Annotated in this window: 9 protein-coding genes; all 9 read right to left on the reverse strand. The window is 73.5% G+C overall.

Features of this window, described 5'->3' with window-relative positions; translation table 11 throughout:
- Window positions 1-36: 36 nt before the first annotated feature.
- Window positions 37-1020: an alginate lyase family protein gene (locus B0920_RS07980; RefSeq protein ID WP_078031998.1), complete on the reverse strand. Its 984-nt coding sequence runs from the start codon at window positions 1018-1020 to the stop codon at window positions 37-39.
- Window positions 1021-1109: 89 nt separating this feature from the next.
- Entirely contained in the window at window positions 1110-2000 is an 891-nt protein-coding gene (locus B0920_RS07985; protein ID WP_078031999.1) for a pirin family protein, read from the reverse strand.
- 88 nt (window positions 2001-2088) lie between these two features.
- Window positions 2089-4317, reverse strand: coding sequence for a bifunctional serine/threonine-protein kinase/formylglycine-generating enzyme family protein (locus tag B0920_RS07990; protein ID WP_078032000.1), 2229 nt, complete (start codon window positions 4315-4317; stop codon window positions 2089-2091).
- 19 nt (window positions 4318-4336) lie between these two features.
- On the reverse strand, window positions 4337-6379 hold the full coding sequence (locus B0920_RS07995) for a hypothetical protein (RefSeq protein ID WP_078032001.1): 2043 nt from the start codon (window positions 6377-6379) through the stop codon (window positions 4337-4339).
- Between the two features lie 81 nt (window positions 6380-6460).
- The gene (locus B0920_RS08000) at window positions 6461-7432 is read right to left on the reverse strand and encodes a hypothetical protein (RefSeq protein WP_078032002.1); all 972 of its coding nucleotides are present in this window, start codon (window positions 7430-7432) and stop codon (window positions 6461-6463) included.
- Window positions 7429-8508, reverse strand: coding sequence for a hypothetical protein (locus B0920_RS08005; RefSeq protein WP_078032003.1), 1080 nt, complete (start codon window positions 8506-8508; stop codon window positions 7429-7431). The genes B0920_RS08000 and B0920_RS08005 overlap by 4 nt, the downstream gene beginning before the upstream one ends.
- 3 nt (window positions 8509-8511) lie before the next feature.
- The gene (locus B0920_RS08010) at window positions 8512-9051 is read right to left on the reverse strand and encodes a hypothetical protein (RefSeq protein ID WP_229455277.1); all 540 of its coding nucleotides are present in this window, start codon (window positions 9049-9051) and stop codon (window positions 8512-8514) included.
- Between the two features lie 2 nt (window positions 9052-9053).
- Entirely contained in the window at window positions 9054-10364 is a 1311-nt protein-coding gene (locus B0920_RS08015; RefSeq protein ID WP_078032005.1) for a hypothetical protein, read from the reverse strand.
- Window positions 10365-10452: 88 nt separating this feature from the next.
- Window positions 10453-13593, reverse strand: a complete 3141-nt coding sequence (locus B0920_RS08020) for a penicillin-binding transpeptidase domain-containing protein (RefSeq protein ID WP_179119114.1) — start codon at window positions 13591-13593, stop codon at window positions 10453-10455.
- Window positions 13594-13646 lie beyond the last annotated feature (53 nt).

A 13646-nucleotide genomic window follows, 5' to 3' on the forward strand; every position in this document is an offset into this window, starting at 1 on the left:
CATGCGCCGGACCGGGCGCGTTTTTTCGTCCAGCCGTCAGCCGGCGCGCGGGTGCTCGAGGGGATTCGGGAGATTGCGATCGCCGCCCATGCGCGCGTCCCAGTTGTTCGGTGGCGGAGGCGCGGCGGACAGCGGCTTGTCCGCGTGACGCTCGTAGATGGCGATCCAGCCCGGCGCCCGCGCCGGCCGTTCCTGGGCCACGCCGCTCATGCGCTCGAAGGGCGTGGGGTCGGCCACGCCGTCCACCGCGAAACGCACCAGGCGATCCAGCGCCGGATCGCGCCGGTCCAGGATCGAGGCCATCATCACCAGCGGGGCCGCCGCGTACAGGTGGTAATGCAGGGCCTTGGACGCGCGCGCCATCTCGTGGGGCAGCGAGCCGTCCGGCTGGATCTGTCCCATCGCATGCTCGAACACCTTGCGTCCCCAGTCGGTATAGCGCGCATCGCGCGTGACCGCGCCGACCGCCGTCACCGCCAGGCCTTCCCAGTAGTAGTGGTTGTTGCGGATACCCTTGCCGGCGTCGGCATGCGCCATGGTCGCATCGGCCAGGCGCTTGAACCAGGCCTCGATCGCCGCGCGCTGCGCAGCCGGGGCCGCGGCCTGCACGCGCGCGTAGTTCAGCGCCAGTCCGCCCAGGGTCCATTTGCGGGTGTAGTAGGACTGGTTGCTGCTCATCCTGCCGAGCAGCGCATCCTGGCGCGCCCAGGCTTGGAGCCAGGCCAGCGCGCAGCGGGCGTCCTCCTGCCCGCCTCCGACCTGGAAGCGGTTGGCCGCGCGCGCCACCACGTCGAGATAGTCGTTGACCGGCTTGACGGCCGCCTCGTTGCGCGCCTTGAGCACGGGGTCGACGATCGAGCTCCGATCGTCCGTGTAGTAGCGGTTGGCGTCGATGTCGCGCACCGCCGGCGGCGGCGTGGGGCAGGCCCAGGCTGCGCCCTGTCCAGCCAGCGCGAATGCGAATGCGAACGCGAATGCGAACGCGGACGCCACCGTGTGGGCAATCAGTCTCGACGCCATGGGCAAGCCTCCTAGTAATCGTTTACCCGATTCTAGTGCGGCTTGCCCATGCTGGCAAACAGCGCGGCGTTGTTAACCGCTTACACCGCTCAATCCCTGCGCCAAGCCGGCGGCCATTGCGGCAGCGGAATGCGTTCGCTGTCGTTGGGCACCGCCACGAAGCGCTCGGCCTCCCAATCACGCGCCGCCTGCTCGATGCGCTCGCGGCTGGTCGACACGAAATTCCAGAAGATGAAGCGGCGGCCGTCGAGCGGCTCGCCACCGATCACCACGAAGCGCGCGCCTTCGGCCGAGCTGACCCGGACCGCTGCGCCGGGCTCCACCATGGCCATGGTGTTGTGTCCCACCGGCTCGCCGTCGATCTCGATGCTGCCGAAGGGCGCGTAGAACGCGGCCTCTTCCGGCAGGCGGTCGAGTTCGATCGATGCGCCGGGGGCGAGGTGCACGTCGAGGTAGAGGGTCTGGCTGAAGGTCGGCACCGGCGAGGTATGGCCGAAGGCGCTCCCCACCAGCACCCTGACCTTGCCGCCTTCGAATCCGATCTCGGGGATCTGGTCGGCCGGGGTATGGCTGAACGAGGGCGGCACTTCCTCGTGCTCGCGCGGCAGCGCGGCCCATAGCTGCAGGCCGTGGGTGCGGCGCGGCTTGTCCAGCAGGTCCTCGGGGGTGCGCTCGGAGTGGGCGATGCCGCTGCCCGCGGTCATCCAGTTGATCGCGCCCGGCTCGATGCGCTGCTCGGTGCCCAGGCTGTCGCGGTGCATGATCGCGCCCTCGAACAGGTAGGTCACGGTGGCCAGGCCGATATGCGGATGCGGGCGCACGTCGTGGCGCGAGCCCGGCTGGGCCTCCACCGGCCCCATGTGGTCGAAGAACAGGAAGGGACCAACCGACTGGCGCGCGGCCGCGGGCAGGATGCGCCGCACGGTGAAGCCGCCGCCGAGGTCTTTGTCGTGCGATTTGAACAGGTGTGCGATGGCCATCTCGGATCCCATGGAGAAAAAGTCGATGCCTTACTCTACCCCAGAACGGCGTCGTGGTCTCCCTGCCATTGGGAAGCCTCGAATTCGGTCACATCAGCTCGCGCACGACCCGCAAGCCCACGATGTCGTTCGACAGCGCCGCCGAGAATCCGTTGCGCAGCGCCGAGCGCAGGTAGCGCGGGTTGTACAGCCAGGAGCCGCCGCGCAGGATGCGCCTTGCCTGGTCGCCGCCCAGTTCCCAGGCGCTGCCGTCCAGCGGCGCGCCTTCGTAGTTCTCGTGCACCACGTCCTGAACCCATTCCCACACGTTGCCGTGCATGTCGTACAGGCCCCAGGGGTTGGGCGGGAACATGCCGGCCGGCGTGGTGCCGCGCCGGTATTCGCCGCGCGGACCGCCGTTGTAGGTGAAGGTGCCGTCGTAGTTGGCCTGCTCGGTCGAGATCGTGTCGCCGAAGCTGAAGGCGGTGTGGGTCCCGGCGCGGCAGGCGTATTCCCATTCCGCCTCGCTGGGCAGCCGATAGCGCTTGCCGGTGGCCTCGCTCAGCCATTGCACGTACCTGAGGGCGTCGAACCAGGTCACGCCCACCACCGGATGCTCGTCGGTTTGCGGGAAGCCCGGGGCCGCCCAGTCGACTTCCCCGCCCGGCTGCCAGCCGGTGGCCAGCACGAAGGCGCGCCACTCGCCCACCGTGACCGGGTAGCGGCCCATGGCGAAGGGGCGCTCGATGCCGACCCAGTGCTGGGGCGTCTCGCGCGCCAGCCAGTTCTTTTGCGCGCCGGCCGCCATCGCGATGCGGCGCTCGTGCTCCGGGGAGCCCATCTGGAAACGCCCGGTCGGAATCAGGACCAGGGCCGGGCCCTGGCCGGCGCCGTCCAGGAAGGCGTCGCGCAGCACGCCGTTCTGGTCGGCCACCGGGCTCGATGGCGTCGGCAGCATCACCTCGAGTTCTGCGGCGGCGCGCGCGGCCTGCTCCTCGCGCACGCGCTTCTGCTCGGCCAGGTAGGCGGCGGCCGCCTTGGCCTGGGCCGCCTTGCGCTGGGCTTCCTCCTGCGCCGCCCTGGCCTTGGCCGCCTCCTCGTCGCGCCGGGCCAGCAGCTGCTGGCGCAGGGTCTCCTTGCGCGCGGCGCGGGCCTCCTCGGCGGCGGCGCGCTCGCGCCGCTGCTGCTCGCGCAGCTGTTCGCGGCGCTGGCGTTCGATCAGGGCCTGGGCCGCGGCCGCCGCCTGGGCTTGCGCCTCGCGCCGTGCGGCCAGCTCGCGCGCGGCCTGTTCCTCGGCCGCGCGGCGCACCGCCTCGCGCGCCGCTTCTTCCTCGGGCGTCGGTCCCGCGCCCTGCTCGATCAGCTCCAGCAGCGCGCGCACCGTGGCCGGGCGGGCGGCCGGATCGCGCGCCAGGCCGGCCTGCAGCGCGGCCCACTGGCGCGGGCGCAGCGCGCCGGGTGCGGGCGCGGCGCCGGCCGGCGGCAGCTCACCCTCCAGCAACTGGTAGACCATGGCCGACACCGCGTAGACGTCGAGCGCGGGGCCGGGCTGGCGCTCGGCGTCGGCCACTTCGGGCGCGCGGTAGCCGGCGGTGCCCGACATCCGGGGCGCGTCGAGCGGCGCCATGCCGCCGGTGGCGCGGGCGCGCGCGGCGATGCCGAAGTCGAGCAGCTTGACCTCGCCCTTGGCGGTCACGAAGACGTTGCCGGGCTTGATGTCGCGGTGCACCAGGCGGTGCCGCTCCCAGGCGTAGTCCAGGGCGTCGGCCACCGGCCGCAGCAGGGCCAGCACGCGCTCCAGCGCCAGTCGCCCTTCGCGCGCCAGCATGCTGTCGAGGTCTTCGCCCTCGAGGTATTCCATGATGATGAAGTAGCTGGCCGTGGCCGGATCCTGGGCCCACTCGTAGACGCGCACGATGTGCTCGTGCGCCAGCCTGCGCGCGCGCGTGGCTTCCTGCACCAGGAGTTTGGCGTGGCTGGCGGCCTGGGTCGCCTGCGGCGGCAGGATCTTGAGCGCCACCTGGGCGCTGTGTCCCAGCTCGGCGTGGGTGGCGAGGTCGGTGGCCTGCCACACCTGGCCCATGCCGCCATGGGCGATCAGGCGCTCGAGCCGGTAGCGGCGGTTGGGTGGGCCGACTTCCTGTCCCGCCATCAGGCCGATCTCGGTGCCCGGGCGCGCCGGTGCGGGCGCCTGCGGCGCCGGGTCGTCCGCCAGATTATCGGGGGGATAAGCGGCGTCCAGGATCGCGTTCTTGCGCAGGTCGAACTCGTGACGGCTCAGCAGGCCGTCCTCGTGGAGGGCGCGCAGTTCGCGGATCTTGTCGATGGCGGTTTGCATCGTCCTGCAGGCGCCTCCGTCAGCCCGGCAAGGCCGCGCCGCAGGCGGCGCAGAAGCGGTCTTCAGGCCGCGCCGGATGGCCGTGCACGCACTGGCGCGCCGCCGCGCTGGCGGCGAGGCCGGCGCCCAGGGTGGCCTGCGAAGCCAGGGCTGTCTTGTTCACGTCGTTCTGCATGGCCAGCAGGTCGAGCTGGTGGCGGCGGTCCTTGTCGACCTCGTGCTCGCGCCGCGCCTGCTCGGCGCGCACGGCGTCCTGGGCGGCGCGCGCCGCCTCGTCGGCCGTCATGCGGCCCGCGCCGGCCACGGCGGCCAGCGCTGTGAGCTGGCCCGCGTCCATGCCCGCGTGCACCCGCGTCTTCATGAAGTCGCCCAGCACCTGGGCGTTGGGCGCGGCGGCCAGCGCCAGCTTGGCGGTGTCGTCCATCGCGCCCAGCGATTCGGCGCGCGCGATCTCCAGGCGCGCCAGCTCCAGCGCGTGGGCGCGTTCGGCCGCGCGCCGCGCTTCCTCGATGTCGGCGCGGCGCGCCTCGGCGTCCAGGCCGACTTCCTGCATGCTGCGCGCGTGCCGGGCGTCGGCCTCGATGGTGCGCAGCAGTTTTTCGTGCTGGGCCAGGGCCTCGGCCTGGCCGTTGCCGCGCCGCGCCGCCTCGATGCGCAGGCGCGCCTGTTCGTCGTCCCACTCGATCTGGCGCTCGGCTTCGCGCCGGCGCGCCAGGTGCTGGGCCTCGTCGATCTCGCGCACGCGGCGCGCGGCGTCGGCCTCGGCCTCGCGCAGGCGCACCAGCTCGGCGCGCTGGCGCACGGCGTCCTCGATCTGGGCCGCCTGCTCGATCTTGTTGCGGATCTGCTGCTGCAGCAGTTGCTGGGAAAAGCGCTGCTGGGCCAGGCGCGCCGCCTGGGTGGCGTCCTGGCGCGCCGCTTCGAGCTCGGCGCGCATGCGCACCTGGGCCAGCGCGCGCAGGTGGGCCCACTCGGCCGCTTCGTCGGCGCGGGCCGCGCCCTTCTTGGCCATCTCGTGTTCCAGTTCCGCCAGCACCTCGCCGGCGCCGCGCTCGATCGCCTGCTTGCGCGACTGCGCTTCGAGGATGCGGCCGTACAGCTCGATCTGGCGGGAGCGCACGCCGTGGGCGCGGTCCGCGCCCTGCAGCGAGAGCTCGGCGCGCGCGATCGCATCGTCCTGGCGCAGCTCGGCGCGGCGCTGGCGCAGTTTCAGCTCCGCTTCCTCGCGCGCGATGCGTTGCCATTCCTCGGCGGTGTACAGCTCGTCCAGCTGGCGCGCGTGCTCGATCTGCACGTGCTTCTCGTCCGCCGCCAGCCACAGGCTGCCGACCCGGGCGCGGTTGGCGTCGAATTTGTCATGGCGCAGCTCCAGCGTGTCGACCTGGGTGGCGGCCAGCCCGTACTCGGCGAGCAGCAGCCTGAGACCGCCGTGCAGACGCTCGGCGAACTGCTCGCGCAGCTCGCGGTTGCCGGCCATCTCGCGGATCGAACGGGCGCCGATGAAATCCGCCGCGAGCTGGCGCAGCGGGTGGGCCAGCAGCTCGCGCAGCTGGGCGCCGCCGATGGTGCCGGGCATGGTCATGAAGTGGCGCGCGAACGCGGGCACGTTCTCGATCCTGATGCTGACGGTGAGGCGCGCGCTGACCGGAAGATGCTCGCAGGTGTGGACGTCCTCGAAGCTGAAGTCGACCGCGAGGGCGGCGCTGCGGGTGACCAGGATTTCGGCGTGCTGGTCGCGCAGCAGGTGGTTCAGGCGCGTGAAGAAGCCTTCGATCTCGTACTCGCCCTGGGGCACCTCGGTCGCCTTGTCGCCCTGCAGGATGTAGGCGCGCGCCGTGGCCGGCACGCGCAGGGTTTTCACGAACACGCCGGACAGCTCGCGCACGCCGAAGAACACGGCCAGTTCGTCCGGGCCGGCCACCCAGCGGTTCTCGCGCAGCACCGGCGCGTTGCGCGGCGCGCCAGGAATGAGGCCGCAGGCGGCGCAATAGCGGTCCTCGCTGCCGACCTTGCGCTCGCAACGCGGGCAGCTGGCGCTTTTCACACCGAACATCTGGAACATATGCGACTCCGTTTATCTCTTTACAACAAGCGCTTCAGGGATTCTAGCAGGGCAAGCGGATCAGCGCCGTGACGCCACGCATCAGATGATGCCGATCCGCTCGACGCAGGCCAGGCTGGCGCCGCGCGCACGCAGTTCTTCGCGCAGCCCGGCCGGCAGGCCGGCTTCCCACTCTTTCGGCAGCAGCACCCGGTCGCCGGCCTGGGCCTCGCGCAGGATCAGCGCGCACTTCGGCCCCAGCGCCTCGACCGATTCGACCTTGCCCGCATGCCAGCTCGACGAGCGGCCGGTGGCGATCACCCGTCCGCGCGCCAAGAATTCGCGGCCGCGCGCCATGCGGTCGGCCATGACCAGGGCCAGCTCGTAGGAGTCGCCCTGGAAGCGCGCTTCGCCGAAACGCACCGTGGTGCGCCAGCCGCCCTGGCCGCGCCCGTCGAAGTGGCGGCTCCCGGCCAGCACCGCGCGCACCTGCGCCTGGCCGGCCGCGTCGAGCTCGGGCACGGCGATGGGGTCCTCGCCGGCGGCCTCGCCCTCCCCGCCTTGCGCCAGCGGCCGCACGCTGACCTCGACCCAGCCCAGGCTGTCGTGGGCGCCCCCGCTGTGCAGCGGGAACCAGGCGCGCGCGCTCGCCACACCGGCGCCCGGATCGGGCTGGCCCGTCAAGAGGCCGAGGTGGGTCAGGTCCTGTGCGCCGCCGTCGATCCGCCCCAGGTGCCAGGCGTCCGACCAGCCGTTGGCGACCTCGGTGCGCGCCGGCAGCACGCCGCGCACCATGCGGTCGGCCAGCACCGCCGCCAGCTCCCAGTCGCGGTCGCCCTCGGCCGGGGCCCGGTCCAGGCTCAGCACCACCTGGTCGCGGCTGTCGTGACGCGCCTCGGTATGGCGCGCCAGGCGCACCACCTGCTGCATGCGTTCGGCCACCTCGGGCGCGCCGGGCACGCTGCATTTCACGTCGGCGCGGCCGGCGCGCGGGCGGCGCGTGGCGGTCACCGTCAGGTAGCCGCCGCGCGGGTCGCGGCTGCGGCAGCTCGCGCTGTCCGGCGCGGCGTTCATGCGGCCACCTCGTCCAGCTCGGGCGCGCGCAGCGCGCGCCGCGCGCCGGCTTCGAGTTCGAGATTGCTGACGATGCGGTCGGCCTCGTCGAACAGCGCAGCCGGCGTCGCGCCCGTGGCCTGCTTGATGCGCGCCAGCAGGGCCCAGGCTTCGTCCAGCGCCAGTGCGGCGCGGCGGCTGTGGCGCGCGCGGCGCATCTGCTCGCCGGCGGGAAGCGGGGTGTTGGGCGCGCTCAGCTCCAGCGCCGGCATGGTGCCGACCGACAGGCTGACCAGGTCGAGGCGGCGCAGCAGTTCCTGCAACTGGCGGAACTGGGCCTGCCCCTCGGGCGTGACCGCCATGCGCAGCGCGCACATTACGCAGGGCAGTTCCAGGAACAGGCGGCGCAGGGCGCGTGCGTCCTCGCGGGCCGCGCAGAACGCCTCCTGGGTTCCCGGTGCCAGTTCCGATACCGGTTCAGGCGCCAACGCGGCGGCTGGAAGCGCCGCCTGGGCTGCCAGGCGCGCCTCCAGCATGCGGGCGTAGTCGCGGCTGGCGCCCAGGTCGACCGGCACGCAGTCGTCCACGGTGACGCCGAAACGGGTGTACATCAGCTGGTTGATGCCGGCGCGGAAGGCGTTCCACTCCTCCAGCGTGGTGCAGGGCGGCAGGTCGAGGTTGCCCTGCGCCAGCTCGTGCTGCAGGGCCGCCTCCAGCACCTGGGCGAAGGCCTCGACGCCGACCGCGTCCTCGGCTTCGCTGGCCAGGTAGAGGTCGAAGCGCTGCTGGCTGGCGCGCGGGTCGGGATCGATCGCGAAACTCAGGCGCAGGCCGATCTCGGGGCTGGCCGCGAAGGGCGTCAGGTCGCAGCTGTAGGGCCCCGGATGCACGCCCCAGGCGCGCTCGCCGTCCAGCACCGCGATGCGGGCGCCTTCGCCCAGGCGGCGGGTGCGTCCGCCCCGGTCCACCAGCACGGCGGCGCAACCGGGCGGCACGGTGCAGTTGGCCGGCGCCGGCAGAGCGATCGCGCTGCGCCCCAGGCTGGAACAGGAGAATTCGACGGGCCGCAGCGGGCGCTTGAACAAGGATCCGAACATCGTTTACCTTCCCGGGACCGGCTCGACCTTGAAGACCGCCCCATGTCGCTGGAAATGCTCGGCCGGCGGCGCCGCGAAAGGCCATGCGCCCTCGCATTCGCCGTCGCCGTCGAGGCGGCCTTCCAGCACGACCGCCCCCTCGCCATCCGTGACCCGCAGCAGCGGGCGTGCCGCCAGCAGCGCGGGCGCGCGCGCTGCCTGGGCATCGAGTTGCAGGATCACCTGGCCCTGGGTGAAATGCAGGCGCCACATGCCGTCGTCCGTCACCAGCACACTGAGCGCGGCGCCGCTGTCGGCGGCGCGCAGCAGGCCGCGGCTTTCGCGCCAGCCCTCCCCGGCCTCGGCGCGCGCCTGTTCGGCCAGGCGGCGCAGGCGCCTCAGGGTCAGCGGCGAGCCCTCCAGGGCGGCGCGTTCGCCGCCGGTCAGGGGCCGGCTGCCGTCGAGCGCGGCGCGCAGCACGGCGTCGTCCAGCACCAGCCGGTCGCCCTCCACGCGCCGGCCGGCCAGCAGTTGCGCCGCCAGCTTGCGATCCAGTTCCGTCATTCTCATCGATCATCCTCCCTTGGCGTCGCCTCCCGCAGGCGCGCGATCGTGGCGTCGCGGCGCTTGCGCAGGGTCGGCAACGAGATGCCGTCCAGGCCCGCGAGCTGCTGCATGGTGGGCAGCTCGCCGGTGGCCGGGTCGAGCCACTCGGCCGGATACGTGTCGTCGAAGGGGCCCAGCAGTTTCAGATACACCGCCAGGCGCACCGGCAGCGTGTCGCCTTCCATCCGGCGCGCCGCCCAGCCAACGCCAGGTAGCGCGCCCGCCGCCGACTGCAGGTAGCTGGGGGGAAGAGAAACCTCGCTAGCCCGTGCGGCCAGGCGCGCACGCTCCGCTTCGTCCACGGCCTCGTCCTGCGGCGGTGTTTCACCATCGTCGCCGTCCTCGCCGTCGTCGCCGGCGTCCAGCGCGTCCTGGCGCGCTTCCAGGATCTGGTCCGGGCCGGGCGTGCCGCCCTGCTCCGACTCGCCCAGCACGCGCCAGTAATCGTCCAGCCAGGCCTCGGCCGTGCCGAGGTCCTGGGCCCAGTCGCGGTCGGCGTTACTGGACAGCTGTTCATACTCGCCGATCTCGCGCAGCATGGCCGCGATCTTGTCCGGGCTGGTCTTGAGGCTGGCGAAGCGCTTGGAACGGGTGTGCAGCGGGCCCGGCGCGCCGCCGTGCTCTTCCAGGCTTTCGCTCCAGCGCAGCACCCATTCGGCGCGGCAGTCGGCGATCGAGCGCATTTGGCGCACCTCGATCGGCATCGCCTCGACCGGGCGCCCGAGAATGGCGCCGACCTGGCCGGCGTGCTCGCGCCAGCCGTCGAACAGGCGCGCGATCTCGTGGTAGGCGGTGTCCAGCATGCGATAAGCATACATGCGGTTCGGGCTGCACGGGCGTCCGCAAGCGACCTCGTAGTTGTTGCTGTCGACCTTGTCGCGCAGGACGGCGTACATGTCATTGCATTTCTTGCGCAGCAAGGCGTCGCCGCCGGGCTGCTCCCAGAAGCGCCCCAGGCGCGCATGCTCGCCGGCGAGCGCCGCGCACAGCGCGTCCCAGTCGGCCGGCCTGGCCTGGAGTTCATAGACCAGGGCCAGCGCCAGCTCGGCCACGGTGTCGCCATAGCTGTTGCCGCTCGCCTCGCCCCGGCCGCCGCAGGCGCGCAGGGCGCGCGCCACGGCGTCGACGTAGAGGGCGAGCGCGGCGTCCCGGTCCGGCTCCAGCAGCAGGGCTGGGTCGACGCGGGCGAACGCCTGCAGGGAACAGTGTCCCAGCAGTTTGCGGACCTGCTCCCAACCATGCTCCTGATACCGGGTCCCCGGCAAACGCATACCTACCTCGTCCTCGATGGCCTCCGCATATGGCGGATTGAAACAAATAATGCCATACAAACACAAATTCGAGGCGCTCAGGAAGCGGCTATTTCCCCTTCTGTTCCCCGGACTGTTGTTCCATGTGCTGCAGCAGCGCGGCCACCAGCGGGGCCGCGTGCGCACCGCCGGTCGCCGCCGAATGGCTGACGAAGCTAGCGAAGGCCAGGCGCCGGGTCTGGCCGGGCAGGCTGCCGGGCTCCAGCCAGCCCATGAACCAGACCGTGGCCAGGCCGTCCGCGCCGGTGGGCGCGGTGCCGGTCTTGCCGAACAGGCCGGGGCGCAGCCGATCGAAGGCGGGGGCGCGGAACACCCCGGCGGCGGTGCCACGCTCGATCACGCCCTTCATGCCGGCCCGCACCCGGTCCAGGCGCACCCCGAGCGCTTCCCCGCGCCCTTCCCTAGCGGCGCGTCCGTCGAGTTCCAGCAGAAGGCGGGGCGCGACCGCGCGGCCCTGTCCGACCGCGCCCGCCACCATGGCCATCTGCAGGGGCGTGGCCTGCATGCGCAGGCCGATCGCCATCTGGCGCAGCTCGTGGCGGGTGAGCACGGGGTCGAGCTGGGAGGCGCTGGCCTGGAGCGCATCCCACTCGGCCCAGCGGTAGTCGGCGGGCAGCAGCCCACCGTCCAGGCGCAGCGCGCTGCCGAAGCCGAGCCGTCTTGCCATTGCGTCAACGGGACGCAGACTGGCGAAGGCGCCCGCTTCCAGTTCGCGCGCGCCGGGCACGCCGCCTTCCGGCTGGCCCAGCAGGGTGCGGTCGCTCAGCTCCGCGCTCCAGGCGAACCAGGTGTTGACGCTGTAGGCGAGCGCCTGGCCGAGCCCCAGCCGGCCGGCGTCGGCGCGGCTGGCGGCTTGCTGCTCGCGGAAATTCGTGACATGGGCGCCGGCGCCGCCCTCGGGATAGCGCGCGCTGGCGCTGCGGAAGGCATAGCCGCCCGTTTGCGCCAGTCGGTCGATCTCGGCCAGCGGCATGCCGGACAGCAGCGCGTCCAAGCGCGGATCGCGCCGCGCCGCCGCCTCCAGGCCGAGCGCGGTCACCACCTTGAAGGTCGAGCCGGGGGCGCGCCAGGCGCCGCCGTCATGCTGGAAAGCCGGGATGCGCAGCGGGCTGCGGGCCGGGTCGGCGCGGTCGAAGTCGCGCAGCTCCGGCCAGCGCGCCGGATCGGCTTCGCCCTGGGCGCTGGAGGCGGCCGCCAGGATGTCGCCCTGCTCGGCATCCAGCAGCACCAGGCCGGCCTGGCGCCCTGCCGGAGGCGCGCGCCCGCCGGCGCAGGCGCGGCCGTCCCACCTGCCCTCGCGCAGGCCGATGCAGTCCAGCACCGCCTGGGCCTGGCCTTGCAGCGCCAGGTCCAGGCTCAGGCGCGCCTCGTGCGCCGAGCCGCCCAGGCGCGCCAGCATGCCGGCGACGCTGCCGGCGTGGGCCCGATGCACGCCCAGCAGCGGCCCCAGGCCGGCCTCCAGCGCGGCGGACGCCGGCTGGCCGTCGCCCCACAGCGGCTTGCCTTCCCGGTCGAGCAGGCGTACCGGGGCGCGGCCGGGCGCGGCGCCGCCAGCGGCGGCCGGCACCGGATACCAGGCGAGGCGCCCTCCGTCCAGGCGCAGGTGGCGGTAGGCCGCATCGCTGCCGCCGGACAGCGCGGCCAGGTCGAGCGGCGCCACCTCCAGCCCGATCCGGGCGGCGCCCGGCTCGGGCGTGAGGATCAGGTGCTGGACCGCGCCGGCGTCAGGGCAGGCGCGCCCTTCGCAGGCGCCGGCGATGCTGGCGCGCGCTCCCTCGACCGCCAGCACGCGGCCGGCCAGCAGCAGCTCGACCGGCGCGCCGCCGGCCGGGGCGCTCAGGCGCACGCGCTGGCCGCCACGCCCGGCGTCCCAGTCGGCGACCCGGTTCCAGGGCGCCCAGCCTTCCGGCAGGCGCGCGAACAGGCGCATCGCCGCCACCGGCAAGCCTTCCGCGACCCCGGCCGGCGCGCCGGACAGCAGCGCCTGGAAGGGTATCGGGTTGGACGGACGCAGGCGCCAGGCCAGCAAGCGCCGTTCGCTATTGAAGATACGTACCTGTTCGCGCAGGTAGGCGCCGTCGGCGCGGTAATACAGGCGTTCGAGCAGGCGGCGGTCGCCCTGGTCCAGGTGCAGGTGCTCCCAGCCCGGCAGCGGCGCACGGGCGCCGGGGTCGGCCGCATGCCAGGCGACCAGGTCGCGCGGGGCCAGCTCGGCCAGGCCGTCGCGGTTCAGGCGCAGCAGCCCGCGTGCGCGCAACTGCTCGAACAGGGCCTGGTCTTCCATGCCCGGCGCGGGCGTGGCGGGCACCCGGTAGCTGCCGGGCGCGAGGCGCAGCGCCACCGGTTCGGCGCCCGGCGCGAAGGCCTGCAGCAGCGCCGGCGCCAGGCTGGCGGGATCGGGAAGGTAGCGCTGGACCAGCAGCTCGCCCGCCTCGGGGCAGGCGCGGCTGGGACGGCGCAGGAAGCGCAGCGCCTCGCCCTGCCACGCCAGCCAGCCGCTGCGGCCCAGCGGGGCCGCGCCCTCGGCGGCGCGCACCACCCGTCCGCCGGTGGCGTCGCTGACCCAGGCGGTCCCCGCGCTCCCTTTCCACGCGATCGAGAGTCCCGGGTCGGCGCCCGCCGCCGCCTTGCCGCTCAGGGTCACGCGCGGCATGGACGATCCGGGCGCGCCCAGAAGCACGGTGCGCGGCGCGCTGCCGCTTGCGCGGGCCAGCGCGGCCGCCTCCTCCAGCGGGAAGCCGATGCGCAGCGGCAGCAGGGTCGGCTGCTTCGGATCGAGGACCTGGCTGCACAGGTCGACGCGCACCGCCGGCTCGGCCTTCGCGCCGGCGGCGATCAGGAGCGCGGTGTCGCCGAACTGGCGCAGGCCGACGCCGCCCCCGACCGGCACCTCGATGTGCATGCCGCCCAGCCAGGGCTGGAGGGCGGACAGGGCCGGCGTGTGCGAGGCGTCGGCGGCCAGCGCCAGGCGGCGCGCGTGCAGGCTCAGTGCCAGCGCGCCGAGCCCGATGAGCGCGGCCAGGGCGAGCGCCGCCCAGGGCAGGCGCAGGCGCAGCGCGGCGCCCTGCCCGACTTGCCGCGCAAGCCGCGGCGCAGCCAGCCGGGTTCCGGCGCGCAGATTGCGCGCGCGGCGCCGGGCGGTGCGTCGCGCGGCGAGCTGGTCGAGCATGGAGATGAGGATGCCTGTCATGCGCCTGTCCGGTAAGGGCGGCCCGGGCGGCCGCTCATGCGGACTTAGCGGAG

Source organism: Massilia sp. KIM (genome assembly GCF_002007115.1).
Taxonomy (GTDB): Bacteria; Pseudomonadota; Gammaproteobacteria; order Burkholderiales; family Burkholderiaceae_D; genus Telluria.